Origin of the sequence: Arenibacter flavimaris, from assembly GCF_030291335.1 — a bacterium.
GTDB lineage: Bacteria > Bacteroidota > Bacteroidia > Flavobacteriales > Flavobacteriaceae > Arenibacter.
Window position 1 is genome coordinate 26,075 of the sequence record NZ_JASWIM010000007.1, and the last position, 18,650, is coordinate 44,724.

13 protein-coding genes are annotated in these 18,650 nt (G+C 41.2%); 7 read left to right on the plus strand and 6 right to left on the minus strand.

Annotated elements, in window-relative coordinates; all coding sequences use genetic code 11:
- Positions 1-30: 30 nt before the first annotated feature.
- From ilvD to QSE00_RS08010, 6 genes are all read left to right on the plus strand, one after another.
- Positions 31-1,707, plus strand: a complete 1,677-nt coding sequence (gene ilvD, locus QSE00_RS07985) for a dihydroxy-acid dehydratase (RefSeq protein WP_110355383.1) — start codon at positions 31-33, stop codon at positions 1,705-1,707.
- Between the two features lie 84 nt (positions 1,708-1,791).
- Positions 1,792-3,525 (plus strand): biosynthetic-type acetolactate synthase large subunit, encoded by a 1,734-nt coding sequence (gene ilvB, locus QSE00_RS07990; RefSeq protein WP_110355382.1) that lies wholly within the window; start codon positions 1,792-1,794, stop codon positions 3,523-3,525.
- Positions 3,526-3,587: 62 nt separating this feature from the next.
- A complete protein-coding gene (gene ilvN / locus QSE00_RS07995; RefSeq protein ID WP_110355381.1) occupies positions 3,588-4,112 on the plus strand; it encodes an acetolactate synthase small subunit in 525 nt (174 codons plus the stop codon).
- A gap of 46 nt (positions 4,113-4,158) precedes the next feature.
- On the plus strand, positions 4,159-5,634 hold the full coding sequence (gene ilvC / locus QSE00_RS08000) for a ketol-acid reductoisomerase (protein ID WP_110355380.1): 1,476 nt from the start codon (positions 4,159-4,161) through the stop codon (positions 5,632-5,634).
- 70 nt (positions 5,635-5,704) lie between these two features.
- On the plus strand, positions 5,705-6,958 hold the full coding sequence (gene ilvA / locus QSE00_RS08005; protein ID WP_286105551.1) for a threonine ammonia-lyase IlvA: 1,254 nt from the start codon (positions 5,705-5,707) through the stop codon (positions 6,956-6,958).
- Between the two features lie 163 nt (positions 6,959-7,121).
- Positions 7,122-8,708, plus strand: coding sequence for an NADP-dependent glyceraldehyde-3-phosphate dehydrogenase (locus tag QSE00_RS08010; protein ID WP_286105553.1), 1,587 nt, complete (start codon positions 7,122-7,124; stop codon positions 8,706-8,708).
- A 176-nt stretch (positions 8,709-8,884) separates the two neighbouring features.
- On the opposite strand, the gene QSE00_RS08015 is transcribed toward QSE00_RS08010, so the two are convergent.
- Both QSE00_RS08015 and QSE00_RS08020 read right to left on the minus strand, forming a co-directional pair.
- Entirely contained in the window at positions 8,885-10,651 is a 1,767-nt protein-coding gene (locus QSE00_RS08015; RefSeq protein ID WP_286105554.1) for a PAS domain-containing hybrid sensor histidine kinase/response regulator, read from the minus strand.
- Positions 10,648-11,775: an FIST signal transduction protein gene (locus QSE00_RS08020; protein WP_286105555.1), complete on the minus strand. Its 1,128-nt coding sequence runs from the start codon at positions 11,773-11,775 to the stop codon at positions 10,648-10,650. Before QSE00_RS08020 ends, QSE00_RS08015 begins: the two co-directional genes overlap by 4 nt.
- Before the next feature lie 415 nt (positions 11,776-12,190).
- On the opposite strand from QSE00_RS08020, the gene QSE00_RS08025 reads away from it, so the two are divergent.
- Entirely contained in the window at positions 12,191-13,387 is a 1,197-nt protein-coding gene (locus QSE00_RS08025; RefSeq protein ID WP_110355506.1) for an MFS transporter, read from the plus strand.
- A gap of 102 nt (positions 13,388-13,489) precedes the next feature.
- Here the strand turns inward: QSE00_RS08025 and leuB are convergent, their stop codons facing one another.
- From leuB to leuC, 4 genes are all read right to left on the minus strand, one after another.
- Positions 13,490-14,545 (minus strand): 3-isopropylmalate dehydrogenase, encoded by a 1,056-nt coding sequence (gene leuB / locus QSE00_RS08030; protein WP_110355375.1) that lies wholly within the window; start codon positions 14,543-14,545, stop codon positions 13,490-13,492.
- Positions 14,546-14,605: 60 nt separating this feature from the next.
- Positions 14,606-16,123: an alpha-isopropylmalate synthase regulatory domain-containing protein gene (locus tag QSE00_RS08035; protein WP_286105556.1), complete on the minus strand. Its 1,518-nt coding sequence runs from the start codon at positions 16,121-16,123 to the stop codon at positions 14,606-14,608.
- 130 nt (positions 16,124-16,253) lie between these two features.
- Entirely contained in the window at positions 16,254-16,850 is a 597-nt protein-coding gene (gene leuD / locus QSE00_RS08040; protein ID WP_110355373.1) for a 3-isopropylmalate dehydratase small subunit, read from the minus strand.
- A gap of 175 nt (positions 16,851-17,025) precedes the next feature.
- Positions 17,026-18,435 carry a 3-isopropylmalate dehydratase large subunit gene (gene leuC / locus QSE00_RS08045; RefSeq protein ID WP_110355372.1) on the minus strand — a complete coding sequence of 470 codons (1,410 nt, stop codon included), beginning with the start codon at positions 18,433-18,435 and terminating at the stop codon, positions 17,026-17,028.
- Positions 18,436-18,650 lie beyond the last annotated feature (215 nt).

Sequence of the window (18,650 nt, forward strand, 5' to 3'; positions counted from 1 at the left end):
ATAGTATTAAAATACAAAGTATACAAATTAATGGAATTAAATAAATTTAGCAAAAACGTTACCCAGGACCCCACACAACCCGCCGCTCAGGCTATGTTATACGCCATAGGATTGGATGAAGAGGATCTAAAAAAACCTTTGATAGGAATTGGAAGTACTGGTTACGAGGGCAATCCTTGTAATATGCATTTGAATGATCTGGCACAAGAAGTAAAACTTGGAACCGAAAAAGGGGGCTTGGTTGGACTCGTGTTCAATACGATAGGTGTAAGTGACGGTATTTCAATGGGTACCTATGGTATGAGATACTCACTTCCATCCAGGGATATCATTGCAGATTCTATGGAAACTGTGGTACAAGCTATGAACTATGATGGTTTGGTAACAGTTGTAGGTTGTGACAAGAACATGCCAGGTGCGCTAATGGCCATGATTAGATTAAACAGACCATCTGTTTTGGTATATGGTGGTACTATTGCCTCTGGTTGTTTCAAGGATAAGAAATTGGATGTAGTTTCTGCCTTTGAGGCATGGGGCGAAAAGGTAGCCGGAACTATGAACGAAGAGGATTATAAAGGAGTCATTCAAAATGCATGTCCCGGAGCGGGCGCCTGCGGCGGTATGTATACTGCCAACACCATGGCCTCTGCCATTGAAGCTTTGGGAATGGCCTTGCCATACAATTCTTCCAACCCCGCTATTGGTAAGGAAAAGAAACAAGATGCCATTAGTGCGGGTTTTGCATTACGACATCTATTGGAAAACGATATTAAGCCCAGCGATATCATAACAAAAAAATCTTTTGAAAATGCTGTACGCTTACTTACGTTATTGGGAGGTTCCACTAACGCGGTCCTACATTTCCTGGCTATTGCAAAGGCGGCAGATGTTGACTTTACCTTGGATGATTTTCAAAAAATTAGTGACAACACTCCATTCTTGGCAGATTTGAAGCCTAGTGGCAAATATCTAATGGAAGACCTACACCGTGCTGGTGGTACACCGGCAGTTATGAAGTTTATGTTGGAAAATGGTATGCTACACGGAGATTGCTTGACCATAACCGGTAAGACGGTAGCCGAGAACCTTGCAGAGGTTCCTAGCTTAAAAGAAGGGCAACAGATTATAAAACCATTAAGCGCTCCGATCAAGGAATCCGGACACTTGAGAATTTTATACGGAAACCTTGCAATAGACGGTGCGGTAGCCAAGATTACAGGAAAGGAAGGATTGCACTTTACCGGTCCTGCAAAAGTTTTTGATGATGAATTTCTGGCCAATGCCGGTATAGGCAAAGGTTTGGTAAAAAAAGGAGATGTTGTGGTTATTAGGTACGAAGGACCAAAAGGTGGCCCAGGTATGCCGGAAATGTTGAAACCAACCGCTGCTATTATGGGTGCCGGATTAGGGAAGGATGTAGCCTTGATTACGGATGGTCGTTTTTCTGGAGGTACACACGGTTTTGTTGTGGGCCACGTATGCCCTGAAGCACAAGATGGAGGAACTATAGCCCTCCTGAAGGATGGGGATGTCATCACCATTGATGCAGAAAAAAATAGTATTTCTGTGGCATTGTCCGAGGAAGAGATCAAAACGCGCAGGGCAAACTGGGTACAACCACCCCTAAAGGTCAAAAAAGGTAGTTTATACAAATATGCAAAAACGGTGTCATCGGCCTCCCAAGGTTGTGTAACCGATGAATTATAATATTAAGGGTAATAGAGATAAAGCTTTTACCCAAAAAAATAAAGGGTTTTATACCAAGTATGTTAACCGATTAGGTCTACAATTATGGAAACATTAAAAAAGGAAAAAACAGCATCAACAAAGCAGGCCACGAAGAGGATCAGTGGTGCGGAGGCTATAATCCATTGCCTATTGGCTGAGGGTGTAGACTTGATTTATGGATATCCTGGAGGGGCCATCATGCCGCTGTATGATGAACTATACAAATTTCAGGACAAACTTACCCATATCTTAACAAGACATGAGCAGGGGGCTACCCATGCTGCACAGGGTTACTCTAGAGTAACCGGAAAAGTAGGTGTGGCCGTGGCCACATCGGGACCTGGGGCTACCAATTTAATTACCGGTATTGCAGACGCCCAGATAGACTCGACACCCATGGTCTGCATCACGGGACAGGTAGCGAGACATTTGCTGGGGTCCGACGCTTTTCAGGAAACCGATATTATTGGAATTTCCACACCGGTAACCAAATGGAACTGTCAAGTTACCAAAGCTTCTGAAATTCCTGAGGTTTTGGCCAAAGCGTTCTATATTGCGAAATCTGGTAGGCCAGGACCTGTATTGGTGGATATTACCAAAAATGCACAAATTGATGAGTTCGACTTTTCCTATGAACATTGCAAAGGGGTTCGAAGTTACAACCCTTACCCCAAACCAGATATAAAAGCCATTGAGGAAGCGGCCCATCTGATAAATACGGCCAAAAAGCCTTTTATCGTCTTTGGACAAGGGGTTATTTTAGGACAAGCCGAGGAACAACTAAGGACCTTGGTGGAGAAAGCGGGTATTCCTGCTGCCTGGACCATACTTGGACTTTCGGCCATGGATACAGACCATCCCTTGAATGTTGGAATGGTAGGTATGCACGGTAATTACGGCCCTAATTTATTGACCAATGAATGCGATGTACTCATTGCCATTGGTATGCGCTTTGACGATAGGGTAACAGGAAGTTTGGATACCTATGCCAAACAGGCAAAGATTATCCATTTCGACATAGACCCTGCCGAAATAAACAAAAACGTAAAGGCCGATGTAGCGGTATTGGGCGATTCCAAAGTAACCTTGGATTTATTATTGCCGTTGATCAAAACCAACAAGCATGAAGCTTGGCACAATGAGTTTAAAGAAAAATATAAGATAGAATTTGACCAGATCATCAAAAATGATGTTTATCCTACCAAGGACAAACTCACAATGGCGGAGGTTATAGAGGAAATCAATATAGCCAGTGGCCATAAGGCCATTATAGTATCGGATGTAGGGCAGCACCAAATGATAGCCTGCAGATACGCCAAGTTTAAACAGACCAAAAGTAATGTTACCTCTGGTGGACTGGGAACTATGGGCTTCGCATTACCAGCGGCTATCGGAGCCAAAATGGGAGCTATGGACAGGGAAGTCGTTGCCATTATTGGTGATGGCGGATATCAAATGACCATACAGGAGTTGGGAACTATCTTTCAGAACAAGACCCCTGTAAAAATAGTGGTGCTTAATAATGACCATTTGGGAATGGTCCGCCAGTGGCAGGAACTGTTCTTTGAAAGTAGATATGCCTCCACGGTAATGGTAAATCCCGATTTTGTAAAAATTGCCGAAGGTTACCATATAGAATCAAAGCGCATAAGCGAAAGGAAGGATTTAAAGGCTACCATAAAAGAGATGTTGGCCTCCAAGGATGCTTACTTTTTGGAAGTTAAGGTTGAAAAAGAGGATAATGTTTTTCCTATGATTCCTTCCGGGGCATCAGTATCGGATATACGTTTGAAATAAAATAATTATTAATTAAAATTGCCCATAACTTCATATTTTTAATAGAGGATTGGGATAAGGAGATGGAAAAAAAATGGTTTACAATTTCAGTTTACTCCGAGAACAGCGTAGGACTACTGAACAGAATTTCAGGGATATTTTTAAAACGTCATATAAACATTGAGAGTTTAAATGTTTCTAAATCGGAAATAGAACACGTGTCAAAATTCACCATTGTAGTGTACACTACAGAAGATTGGGTGCGCAATATTGTGGGACAGGTTGAAAAACAAATCGAGGTAATCAAAGCCTTCTACCATACCGATGAAGAAACCATATATCAGGAATCTGCATTGTTTAAAGTGGCTTCCACCTTATTGTTCGATGAACGAAATATTCAAAATATCATTAAGGATAGTAATTCGCAAATTGTTACCGTGTCCAGGGATTTCTTTGTTTTGGCCAAAAGCGGAAGAAGAAATGAAATTGATGACATGTACCAGCAATTGAAGCCATACGGCATTATGCAATTTGTACGCTCCGGGCGGATAGCGGTTACCAAATCGGAAATGAAAATTTCATCATTGTTAAAAGAGTTTAATCAATAAATAATCATCCCCGAAGTTAATCGGGACATAAAATCGAGTTTAAAAAATGGCAAATTACTTTAATACGCTATCATTAAGAGAACAACTGACCCAATTGGGAAAATGTAGGTTTATGGAATCTACCGAATTTTCTGATGGTGTATCCGCTCTAAAAGGGAAAAAAATTGTAATCGTTGGCTGTGGAGCCCAAGGTCTTAACCAAGGTTTAAATATGCGCGATTCCGGATTGGATATTTCATATGCCCTAAGGGATGCGGCTATAAAAGAAAAAAGACAGTCTTTTATAAACGCAAGTGAAAATGGCTTTACAGTTGGAACCTACGAGGAACTTATCCCTACCGCCGATGTGGTAATTAATTTAACCCCGGACAAACAACACACCAGTGTGGTTTCCGCGGTTATGCCCCTAATGAAAAAAGGCGCTACCTTATCCTACTCACACGGTTTTAATATTGTGGAGGAAGGAATGCAGATCCGTGAGGATTTAACTGTCATCATGGTGGCACCAAAGTGTCCAGGCTCGGAAGTACGTGAAGAATACAAAAGAGGTTTTGGGGTACCTACCCTAATTGCGGTACACCCTAACAATGACCCCGAAGATAAAGGGTTGGCGCAGGCAAAAGCCTACGCAGTGGCTACCGGAGGTCATAAGGCAGGTGTATTGGAGTCATCCTTTGTTGCAGAAGTAAAATCGGACTTAATGGGAGAACAAACTATTCTTTGTGGTTTGTTGCAAACAGGTTCTATACTTTGTTTTGATAAAATGATTGAAAAAGGAATTGACCCGGGATATGCCTCCAAGTTAATTCAATACGGATGGGAAACCATAACAGAGGGTCTAAAATATGGAGGTATTACCCATATGATGGATCGTTTGTCCAACCCTGCGAAAATCAAAGCTTTTGAACTTTCAGAAGAATTAAAGGATATAATGCGCCCACTTTTCCATAAACATATGGACGATATCATGAGTGGCCATTTTTCAAAAACCATGATGGAAGACTGGGCCAATGACGATAAAAATCTATTGACCTGGAGAGCTGCAACGGGAGAGACCGCATTTGAAAAAACCCCTGCAGGATCCGATAAAATTTCTGAACAGGAATTTTATGACCACGGTGTATTAATGGTGGCAATGGTTAGAGCTGGTGTGGAATTGGCATTTGAGTCCATGACCGAATCCGGAATTATTGCCGAATCCGCTTACTATGAATCGCTTCATGAAACTCCATTGATCGCCAATACCATTGCTAGAAAAAAATTGTTCGAAATGAACAGGGTCATATCCGATACGGCCGAATACGGTTGCTATTTGTTTGACCATGCCTGTAAGCCTTTATTGGCCGATTTTATGAAAACCATAGATACCGATGTAATTGGAAGACATTTTGCAGACCAGAAACATTTAAGTGTGGACAACGCAAAACTAATTGCAGTGAACAAGGCCTTACGCGAGCATCCTGTAGAAATTGTAGGAGCTAGGTTGCGCGCATCCATGACGGCTATGAAACCTATAGTTTAATTACAATCAACTAATTATAAGGCCTGCCGAGTTTAATTTACTGGGCAGGTCTTTGTTTATATACCTATTAATGGAAACATATTTCCCCAAAATAGAGGACATCCGAAAGGCTGCCGAAACCATTAGGCAGGTAGCCGATATTACCCCATTGATGCAGAGCATCAGATATTCCAAGGCCTATGATGCCAACATTCTTTTAAAAAGGGAAGATCTACATAGGGTAAGAAGTTATAAAATAAGAGGAGCCTTTAATAAGATCAGTTCCCTTAGTAAAAAAGAAACTGCTAACGGGGTGGTTTGTGCCAGTGCAGGAAACCATGCCCAAGGCGTTGCTTTTGCCTGTAATCACTTAGGAATAAAAGGAACCATTTATATGCCTTCCGTTACACCTAAACAAAAGGTTGAACAAACAAAATTATTTGGAGGGGAATGGGTAACCGTGGTACTGGAGGGGGATACCTTTGATGATTCCTCGGATGCGGCCAAGGCATTCTGTGCCGCTGGGAAAAAGACTTATATCCATCCTTTTGATGACCCCAAAATTATTGAAGGTCAGGCTACGGTCGGTTTGGAAATTTTGGAACAGACCAAGAAACCGATAGATTATATTTTTGTGGCTGTTGGTGGCGGTGGATTGGCCTCCGGACTCTGTGCCGTATTTAAGACATTATCACCACAAACAAAAATCATTGGGGTGGAACCTGAAGGAGCCCCATCCATGAAAACTTCCATGGAAAAGGGAGTTAACACAGAATTGGAACATATAGATAAATTTATTGATGGTGCTGCGGTAAAACGTGTGGGAAACCTCACGTTCAATATATGCAAGGACCATCTTTATGATATGGTAACCGTACCGGAAGGCAAGGTTTGCCAAACCATCTTAGACCTTTATAACAGGGACGCCATAGTTGTGGAACCCGCAGGAGCCCTCACCATTACGGTATTGGACGATTATAAGGAAGAAATAAAAGGGAAAAACGTGGTTTGCATTGTAAGTGGCAGTAACAACGATATTACCCGTACGGCCGAAATAAAGGAACGCGCCTTGCTTTACGGCAAATTAAAACATTATTTTATTATACGCTTTCCCCAAAGACCAGGAGCTCTGAAGGAATTCGTGGTTGATATTTTGGGTCCAACCGATGATATTACCCATTTTGAATATTCAAAAAAATCGAGTCGGGAGAATGCTCCGGCCGTAGTGGGAATCGAATTAAAAAATCCAGAAGATTTGGCTCCGCTTGTAAAACGGATGAAGGAAAACAATTTTTTTGGCGACTACATTAACGATAAACCGGATTTGTTTGAGTATTTGGTTTGATAAAATTTGCGGTATTTTGTGATATTGAAAAATACGAAATCCTTTTCGTGACTTTCCCTCAAATATTCTACCAAATTTATACGGAATTAGAATTATCGTTTTATTAATTTAGTGGTCTGATAGTTAAATTTCAATAGTTTCATTTTTCAAAAAAGAATCAATTATGGGCAAATCGGGCATACCTTCAGAATACAAAATAAACGAGGCTAACCATCAAAGAACTTATCTCATCAATGGCGAATTAAAGGCTTGGGACGGGAAGACCTCTGAGGTGTATTCCACCATATCCAGCACAGAAAAATACGCGCCAACCTTACTGGGAAGCATTCCGGACATGGAGGAAAAGGAAGCTTTGGAAGCCCTGGATGCAGCCCTTATGGCCTACAACAAAGGTAAGGGGATATGGCCCACCATGCGGGTCAAGGAACGCATAGACTGCATGGAGATTTTTGTAAAGAAAATGCAGACCAAAAGGGATGAGATTGTAAAACTTCTGATGTGGGAAATAGGCAAATCGCTTCCAGATTCCCAAAAGGAGTTCGACAGGACGGTAGAGTATATATACGATACCATTGAGGATTACAAGCAACTTGACCGTGATAATGCCAAATTTGAAAAAAATGACGGTGTCTATGCCCATATCCGAAGGGGGCCACTTGGAGTGGTACTTTGTTTAGGCCCCTATAACTATCCTCTAAACGAAACTTTCGCCTTGCTTATTCCTGCCATAATCATGGGGAATACCACCATATTTAAACCTGCAAAACATGGCGTATTATTGATTACACCCTTGCTGGAAGCTTTTCAATCCAGTTTCCCAAAAGGGGTAGTGAATATTGTATTCGGTAGGGGTAGGGCAGTAGCCGCCCCAATAATGAAGACCGGAAAAGTAGATGTTTTGGCCTTGATAGGCAATAGTAAATCGGCAAATGCACTTCAAAACCAACATCCTAAAAGCAACAGACTGCGATTGGTGCTTGGACTGGAAGCCAAAAACCCAGCCATAATACTGCCCGACGCAGATTTGGATTTAACCATAGACGAGTGTATTGCCGGCACCTTGTCCTTCAACGGTCAACGTTGTACCGCACTAAAAATAATCTACGTCCACGAGGATATTGCCCAGGAATTTAATAAGCGGTTTTCCGAAAGGGTCGATGCCTTAAAATTTGGGAACCCTTGGGAAGATGGCGTTAAGTTAACCCCTCTTCCCGAACCTCATAAACCTGCCTATATACAGGAGTTGATAGATGACGCTAGGGAAAAAGGTGCCAAGATTTTGAATAAGAAAGGCGGTACGCATTCCGACAATTACATTTGGCCGGCAATTTTGTATCCGGTTCATAAAGAAATGCGGGTCTATCAGGAAGAACAATTTGGTCCGGTAATTCCCATCGTTACCTTTAAGGATATTGAAGAACCACTAGATGATATGGCCGAATCCAACTATGGACAACAGGTAAGTTTGTTCGGGAAAGATGTATACGCCATAGCTCCGTTAATAGACACCTTGGTGAACTTAGTGTGTAGGGTAAACCTGAACAGTTCTTGCCAACGCGGCCCGGACGTTTATCCATTTACCGGGCGAAAGGACTCGGCCCAAGCTACCCTAAGTGTCTATGATGCATTACGTTCCTTCTCTATAAGAACCTTTGTTGCCTTTAAGGACAATGAACTTAATAATGAAACCGTAGAACAGTTATTGGAGTCCAAATTGTCCAATTTTATTAGTACCGATTATATTCTATAACCCGTAATTCATATTGCACGGATTGTACATCATTGGAATATTCTAAAATCAAGGCCCACCTGACATGTATCGGATGGGCCTTGATTTTTACTTATCTCAATCCTCCCATCCCTATCACTTCCAAAAGGAATGGAAGGACTTTTGATTGAGAAAACCTTTCACTTTTTATGTAATAATTACTGAACATACTTTTGTTGAAGGATGGAGGTCAAGGTTTTGAATAATTCGGTTGGATTAAAAGGCTTGCATATTAGACCATCTATTCCGTATTTCCCTAATTGGTTCTTGGTATCCATTCCCGTAGATGCCGAAAGCGCGTAGATGGGCATTACCTTATTGAGCGGGTTGTTGGACTCCCTAATAGCCTTGCTGGCTTCAAAACCATTCATTACAGGCATTTGAAGGTCCATCAAAATCATATCATAGGTGTTTTCCATAGCCTTATTAAGGGCTATTAATCCATTTTCCGCTATATCAAAATCTACCTGCCACTTGGAGAGAAATTTTTCAATGACCATTATATTTACTTTGTTGTCTTCCGCCACAAGAATTCTAGTCCCTTTTAAATTATCCTGTTCATGAATCGATTTGACATCAAAGGCATTGGCATCCTCTTGATAATCCGTAACGCCACTCCTTTGTAGCTTTAGCTTAAAACTAAAGGTGGATCCTTTGCCAACTTGGCTCTCCAGTTTTAAATCGCTGTCCATGATTTCCAACAATCGTTTACAGATGGCCAGTCCCAAGCCGGTACCACCATATTTTCTTGTCGTATCTGAATTGGCTTGGGCAAATGAAAGAAATATTTTATCCTTTTTATCCTCAGGGATTCCAATGCCCGTATCGGATATCACAAATTCCACAAGGTAGGAATCTCCTTCCACCCCCAACACTTCAATATCTACCATTACTTTACCTTCCTCTGTAAACTTAATAGCGTTGCTTACCAGATTGGTCAGAATTTGCGACAGTCTAGTACTGTCCCCTATAAACATTTTCGGGAGGGAGGTATCTTTTTTTACAAGCAACCGAATGTCCTTTTCTTTTGCCGTATTGTGGAATATGCTTTGTAAACCATTAAGAACCTGATTTAAATTAAAATCCCTATTTTCCAATTCCAATTGTCCGGAGGCAATTTTGTTGAAATCCAAAATATCGTTCACCAAACACAATAAATGCTCCGAGGAGTGCTTTAAAGTGCTTAGGTTTTCCATCTGCTCCATTTTTGGATTTTCCAGTATTAGCAAGTGGCTTATACCAATGACCGCGTTCAATGGCGTCCTAATCTCATGGGACATAGTCGTTAAAAATTCGTCCTTGGCCTTATTGGCCATAGATTCCTTTTCCTTGGCCTCGATCAGGGCCAATTCGGTTTCCTTTATTTTGCTTATATCCACTATAGCACCAATATATCCTTCAATTTTTCCATCTTCGGACATAATTACCTTCAAGGAAAAATCCAGCCACTTATATTCTCCGGTAATAATTTGGGACTTAAATGATTTGCTTATAGTACTAAAATTATGGGTCTTTAAATCTATAAGATCCTTAAAATCATTCCCCTTGTCGTCCTTCAAAAATTGGTAGTAGGGTTTTCCTAAACAATCCTTGACCATATAACCAGTCAACTTTCTCCAAGCCGGATTCAAATAGGACCAATTCCCATTCAAGTCCATTTCAAAAATTACATCCTTTATGTTTCCAGCCACTTTGGACAATTGCCCCGAAATGGATTCCACACTGTTTTTCAACTGTTGGTTGGCCTGAAACAATTCCTGTGAACTTATTTCCAAAACATTCTCCACCTGTTCCATATCACGATCATATGCCATATATGCGTCGTTCACTAGACCCAATAGGGGGGTAATAAGATCTAGGGTGCCATCGTCCAAATCTATCTTTTTCAACTGTCTTTTGAGTAATCTGTGGTAATTATTGCTCATTCGGAAAATGTTGTTATCGTCATAGTTTGATTGTGCAAGGTGCAGGGCGAAAACTTATCAAAGGGAGCAATTTCCCCATATGAATAGAAACCAGTGGTATAAATTTTATCTCCAAACACCTCATTTACAGCTTCTACCTCTTCCTCCACCAACTGTTTCATAACCAATCTCCTCCCTACACAGCTTATCAGGAAAGCCAGTTGATGTTGGTCTTTTGTACTGTTCTTGGCTATTACCGCCGATTGTTCCGCTCCTCCTATAATTCGATCAATATTGGCTTTCATCAATCTTACATAGGAACCTTGAGGAATATTTCCAGCAAAAGTGAGGCTACCTTTTTTTTCATCAATGGACAAAATTGTCCTGACTACTGGTATTTGATTGTCCTCATCCCTCATACTCAAAGGGAATAATAGCCCCGAACCGGGCAAATCCTTCGCCAACTCTCCCAAAAATGATTTATACAGATCCAATGCCGGTTGTCCGTCCAATTCATAGAGCACATTATCCGTAGATTTTGTCACCAATCTTTCAATACCAAAACTATCCCACCCTCCTTTGGATGCAAATCCTATGCTTAGTTCCGAGCTATATAGACCTAGGGCAACAATTTTTTTGGATGCCACTTGGTTCCCGGATATGACAAATGTATTCTCAAAGTTTGAACAATCACCAGCCAAACCACCAGTGATACTTACAGACTTATCCAAATCCCGGTGCAACCCCTTTACCAATTCTGCTCCATTTACGATTAGCCCATCACTTAAAACGAAGATATGCCTTAAGTCAGGCCCTTTTAATTTTCCGCTTATAGCTTTCCCTGCCTCAAAACTATCAAGGTTGCATGAAACCAGATCAACTTCCTCTATTCTAAGATTGGTCTTTTCAAACTTAACGGCTGTTAAGGCAATGGTTGAATCCATTACCTCATTTCCCAATATTTCCCCAGCAGTGGAACATCCTATTAGATTGGCATTTTCAAATTTGTCTGCCAGATTGGATACAAACTCTTCCGTACCTATAAAGGTGGGGGATGCGAAGAGGAAAAATACATCAGGAATAAAATCCAAATCCATTTTATCTAAATCTTCTAGATGAAGTATTTTGTGCTGATATATTTTCATACTAAAAATTTTGTAGGAAAAAACTTCCTAAACATATGCTATCAACGTTCAATATTCCTAAATCGTATAGATTTTGATGTTTCATGGGCCATACCACAGGGTTTAAGGCATTTTTCCATCCAGTAATATAAACTGCCGAACCTTTTCCGGTAGACGATGGTGCCCTCTGACTGTCGTTGTTGCAACATTTAGATTAAAAAAATGGTAAATGGGTCGTACCTCTCAACTATTAAATTTTTCCCAACAGACTTAAAAACTACCATAAACACTTATTATTTGGGTAAAGAGTATTAATTTTGCCGCTTTTTTATAGGATATAATTGAATATAAATAGGATAATTCTCCATAGCGGTAAGAAATTGCCTTGTAGTAATATTGTACCTGTATTAATGACTTAAATGTTAGTATTATGAGTATGGAGAAATCGAACAAAAAAGCGCTACTTGCCCTAGGGGTAGGAGGCTTTGGTATAGGTATGACCGAGTTTGTAATAATGGGGATTCTACCAGACGTGGCCAATTCCCTGCAAATAAGTATACCTCAAGCCGGACATTTTATTTCGGCCTATGCTTTGGGAGTGGTAGTGGGGGCACCCACCTTGACCGCTATGAGCGGAAAGTGGCCTGCACATAAAGTGTTGATGTATTTAATGATATGGTTTACGGTTTTCAACACCCTTTCGGCATTTTCAACCAACTACGTCACTTTAATGATTACCAGATTCCTATCAGGTTTGCCACATGGAGCATTTTTTGGAATTGGTGCGGTAGTTGCGGGAAAATTGGCGAAAGAAGGAAAAGCGGCCCAGGCCATAGCCACCATGTTTGCCGGACTAACCATAGCCAATGTAATTGGAGTGCCCATAGGTACCTATCTGGGTCACCACTATAATTGGAACCTTTCTTTTCTTTTGGTGGGTATTGTAGGTGTAATAGCACTGCTTAGCATCTATTTTTGGATGCCAAAAATGGAAAAATCATCTTCCGAAGGGTTTATAAAGGATTTGAAGGTTTTTAAAAGAGTGGAAATCTGGATGTTAATATTGCTTACTACCATTGGTACTGGAGGATTCTTTGCTTGGTACAGTTATATAGCCCCCTTATTGACCAATGTTTCTGGGCATTCTGAAAACATGGTAGGTTATGCCATGATCTTGGCGGGTGTTGGAATGGTGTTCGGTAATTTTATTGGCGCTAAAATGGCAGAAATATTTAGTCCGTTAAAAGCTGTAATCATCAGTTTATCGCTAATGGTAATGGTACTACTAATCAACTACTTGGTCGCAGCAAACCCAGTGGCCATATTAATATTAACGTTCATAATTGGAATCGTCTCCTTTATGGTGGGAACCCCAATTCAATTGGCTATTATAAAGGCATCAAAGGGGTCTGAGATGCTGGGGTCTTCCATGAACCAGAGCGCCTTCAATATGGGCAACGCCTCTGGAGCCTTCTTTGCCGGGTTACCCATAGCCTTAGGGTACGGTTTTACATCGGCAAGTCTTGTAGGGGCATTAATGGCAGGAACAGGTATAGCCATTGCTGTATTAATAATTGTGTTCTCTAAAAGTAGATCGGTCAGTACTAAAAGAAAAATGGCATTCAATTCTTAAACATATTATCCAACATTCTTTGGAAACAAAAAAGCGGGCATCCAAACTTAATTGGATGCCCGCTTTTTATATATTCCTGCCTGCGCGGAAATAATAGTCATATTAAATGTGCGATGCCAACCAATCGCCAATTTCACTGGTCTTATAGGCTTTTCCACCTTCAGCAAGATCTTCTGAAACCACTCCTTCGGCCAGCGATTTGTTTACGACATCACGTATGGCCTGCGCCTCTTCCTTCAAGTCGAAATCTTCGAACATCATGGCAGCAGAAAGTACGGTAGCCAACGGATTTGCAATATCCTTTCCTGCTGCTTGTGGATAGGATCCGTGAATTGGTTCGTACAATCTAGTTTTGGTTCCTACGGAAGCCGATGGCATTAATCCCATAGAACCGGAAATTACCGAAGCCTCATCCGTTAAAATATCTCCAAAGAGATTTTCAGTTATTATTACATCATATCCTTTTGGCCATTGCACCAATCTCATGGCCACTGCATCGACAAACTCATAGGAAACAGTTACTTCTGGGTAATCCTTTTCCATTGCCTGTACCGTTTCTCTCCACAATCTGGAGGATTCCAACACGTTGGCCTTATCTACACAACAAAGCTTTTTAGATCTGGCCATTGCCATTTCAAAACCTTTTTTGGCCAAACGCTGAATTTCCGCACGGGTATAGGTCATAGTGTCAAAGGCCGTATTCCCGTTATCCTTTCTTCCACGTTCTCCAAAATACACTCCACCCGTTAATTCTCTTAGAATAATTAAATCCGTACCTTCTATTCGCTCCCGTTTCAAAGGGGATTTGTCTATCAGCGAAGGAAATGTAAAAGTAGGCCTAACGTTGGCGAACAAGCCCAATTTTTGTCTCATTTTCAACAACCCCTGTTCTGGACGTACCTTGGCAGAAGGATCATTGTCAAATCTTGGATGCCCAATAGCACCAAATAATACAGCATCCGCAGCTTCACAAACCGCATGGGTCTCATCCGGGTAAGGCTCTCCAACCGCATCAATTGCCGCTGCACCGGTAAGGGCCGGTGTCCAGCTTATCTCATGATTGTATTTCTTGGCAATGGCATTGGACACTTTTACTGCTTGGTCAATTACTTCAGGACCTATTCCATCTCCTGCTAAAAGGGCAATTTTTAAATTCATTTATTCTTGCTTTTCGCCATTCGTGCTACGCCTGGCATGGTTATAATTGTTTATATATTCCTAAATAATATTCAACATTTTTTCAGTCGCTTTTATGGCCGAAACGGTTTGATCGGAGTCCAACCCCCTGGATATAAATTCCTTACCATCCCTTTTCCATGTAATAATGGTTTCACAGAGCGCATCGGAATTGCTTCCTGGCGGTATGCGAACCGCATAATCGACCAAGGTGGGCAATTCCATTTTTTTGGATTTATAAACTTTTCTCAAGGCATTCATAAAAGCATCGTATTGTCCGTCGCCCTGGGCATGTTCCTCTATAAGTTCTCCATTAATTTCAAGGGCTAGGGTAGTGGAAGGCTTTAAACCTTTGGAATGGGTTAGAACATACGATTTAACAAAAACTTTTTGTTGATAGGTATCGCTATCCAATACATCGGAAATAATATAGGGCAGATCCTCCTTGGTTACCTTTTCCTTTTTATCCCCCAATTCAATAATACGGGCAGTAACCTTTCTTAATTCATCATCGTTGAGCGTTAATCCAAGCTCCTGTAAGTTCTTTTGAATATTGGCCTTACCCGAGGTTTTACCTAAGGCATATTTACGTTTTCTACCAAATCTCTCCGGCATTAAATCGTTAAAATACAAATTCTTTTTACTATCCCCATCTGCGTGGATTCCTGCAGTTTGAGTAAAAACATTATCACCTACTATTGGCTTATTGGCAGGAATTCCAAATCCGGTAAAGGCAGATACCAACTTGCTCACCTTGTAAAGGGAAGATTCGTTAACGGCCACCTCTATTTCGGGCATAAAATCGTTGATCACCGCTATGGCACTTGCCATGGGGGCGTTACCGGCCCTTTCACCCATTCCATTTACGGTTAAATGAAGTCCATGGCAACCCGCTTTTATGGCCTCCATAACATTGGAAACACTTAAATCATAATCATTGTGCCCATGAAAATCAAAATGCATTGTGGGGTAGCGCTCTACTATTTCCGATATATAATTGTATGTCTCGGAATAGGTCAGAATTCCCAAAGTGTCGGGCAACAAGACCCTTTTAATAGGTAATGTGGACAGGAAGTCTATAAACTGGAACACGTATTCCTTCGAATTTCGCATCCCATTGCTCCAGTCTTCCAAATATACATTGGTAGAAATACCTTCCTTGGCAGCCTCGGCGATGGTATTTTCTATTTCCCTAAAATGTTGTTGTGGCGTTTTTTTAAGTTGGTGCGTTAGGTGGTTCATAGAACCTTTTGTTAAAAGGTTTTGGACCTTGGCACCGGATTTTTTCATCCAATCAATGGAAACGCCCCCATCCACAAAGGTCAACACCTCAACGCGGTCCATATACCCCTTGGTATTGGCCCATTCGGTAATCTGTTGTACCGCCGAAAGTTCTCCCTCCGATACACGCGCAGAAGCCACTTCAATTCTATCCACATTCAACTCATCCAATAACAACTTGGCCAAAGTTAGTTTCTCGGATGCTGAAAAAGACACCCCGGAGGTCTGTTCCCCATCCCGAAGGGTGGTGTCCATTATTTCAATTATTCTTCGTTTCATTTATGCAGAACTAGTAACGGTATCTCTAATGCCCAATAACTTAAAAACAGTAAAATTCCTTAGTGCAATATGAAGACAAAAGGGATTTTCTCCAATCAACATTTGGGTACATTTACTACAACCCAATATTTTACAATGGAGTATCTTCGGCAAATGCCCTAATATTCTCTTTGATATTCAAAAGGTAATCAATATCATCAAAGCCGTTAAGCATATTATCCTTTTTGTAATGATTGATATCAAAACTTTCGGATTCGCCCGTAGTTGTCAACGTAATGGTCTGTTCCGGTAAATTAACCACCAATTCCGTTTTGGGATCTGCATAGATTGCCTCAAATATTTTTTCCAAAAACGGAGCACTGACCTGTACGGGCAACACACCGATGTTTAAACAGTTATTCTTAAAAATATCTGCAAAAAAACTGGATACCACGCATCTAAATCCGTAATCGTATACCGCCCAGGCGGCATGTTCCCTGGAAGAACCAGATCCAAAGTTTTTGCCCCCTACCAAAATTTTGCCACTAAAGGTAGGATTGTTCAGTACAAAATCCTCTTTTGGACTATTATCCGGATTGTAGCGCCAGTCCCTGAACAAATTGTCTCCAAAACCCTTACGCTCTGTCGCCTTAAGGAAACGCGCCGGAATTATTTGATCTGTATCCACATTTTCAATGGGAAGCGGAACCGCTGTTGTTTTTAAAATATCAAATTTATCGTATGCCATCTTATTTAGACTTATGTGTTCAACGCCCGGCGTCAAACGAAAATTAAACTTTTTTTATCACAAAATTATTTTGACCACAACAAAACCCTCCAGAGGCCATTTCCTAAAACTAACGTACCAATACTATGTGGTTGGTCCGGATTATTATAGGTTTTGCCAAAAGTGCAATTATATTTTAAACCAATTCCTCCTGCATCAACTCCCTTGGATCGGTAACCTTACCCGTCACGGCCGCTGCAGCTGCCACCAACGGACTTGCCAAAAGCGTTCTGGACCCAGGTCCTTGTCTTCCTTCAAAATTTCTATTCGAGGTACTAACGGCATATTTTCCGGCAGGAACCTTATCATCGTTCATGGCCAAACATGCAGAGCATCCAGGCTCGCGTAATTCAAAACCGGCGGCGTTCAAAATATCCAAAATTCCTTCCTCCTTAATAGCGGACTCCACCTTATGGGAACCGGGAACCAACCAAGCCGTTACATTATCGGCTTTTTTTCTACCCTTCACTATGGAAGCAAAGGCTCTAAAGTCTTCAATACGCCCATTGGTACAACTCCCCAAGAACACAAAATCGATTGGCTTTCCAATCATATTATCGCCCTCATGGAAGGCCATATAATGAAGTGATTTTTTATATGTGGCAACACCACCCTCCAAAGATTCTGCCTTTGGAATACCATTGGAAATTCCGATACCCATTCCTGGATTGGTCCCGTAGGTAATCATAGGTTCTATATCGGCAGCATCAAAAGTTATTTCTTTATCAAAGCTTGCACCCTCATCCGTTTTAAGGGTTTTCCAATATTCCATGGCCTTGTCCCAATCGGCACCCACAGGGGTAAACTCACGTCCTTTGATATATTCAAAGGTTTTTTCATCCGGGGCAATCATCCCACCACGGGCACCCATTTCTATACTTAGGTTACAAACGGTCATCCTGCCCTCCATGGTCATGTTCCTAAAAACATCCCCTGCATACTCCACAAAGTATCCAGTTGCACCTGAGGTTGTTAATTTGGAGATAATATAGAGGGCCACATCTTTGGGAGTAACGCCCAAACTAAGTTTTCCATTAACATTTATACGCATAGATTTGGCTTTCTGCTGCATAATACATTGGGTAGCCAATACCATTTCCACTTCCGAGGTTCCAATGCCAAATGCAATTGCTCCAAATGCCCCATGGGTAGATGTATGGGAATCACCACATACAATGGTAGCCCCGGGTTGGGTAATCCCGTATTCCGGACCTACTACGTGCACAATACCATTTTTTTCATGCCCTAATCCCCAATAGGAAATACCGTGAGCCTTGGAGTTTTCCTCCAACGCTTTTAACTGGTTGGCCGAAAGCGGATCCTTAACCGGTAAGTGTTGGTTAATGGTAGGTGTATTATGATCCGCAGTGGCGAAAGTGCGCCCTGGATACATTACTGGAATACCCCTACTTTTTAAACCTAAAAATGCCACCGGACTGGTAACTTCATGAACCATATGACGGTCTATGAACAATACATCCGGCCCATTTTCAATCTTATGAACAACATGGGAATCCCACACTTTATCAAATAACGTTTTCTTCATTTTATAGGGTTATGATTTATGATCTTAGATTTAATATTCGTAAAGTGGCCCATTGCCTACTTTTTTACTAGCATGCAAAATTAAGACTATCTTGTAAATCACTGAAATTAATATAGTAATAATTACGATGTTCAACATAAAAGTTAGTGAATGTTTGGAATATAACCAGTACTTTTTTACGAAACGGCCTTTAGCCGATCATCACCTATTTGGGA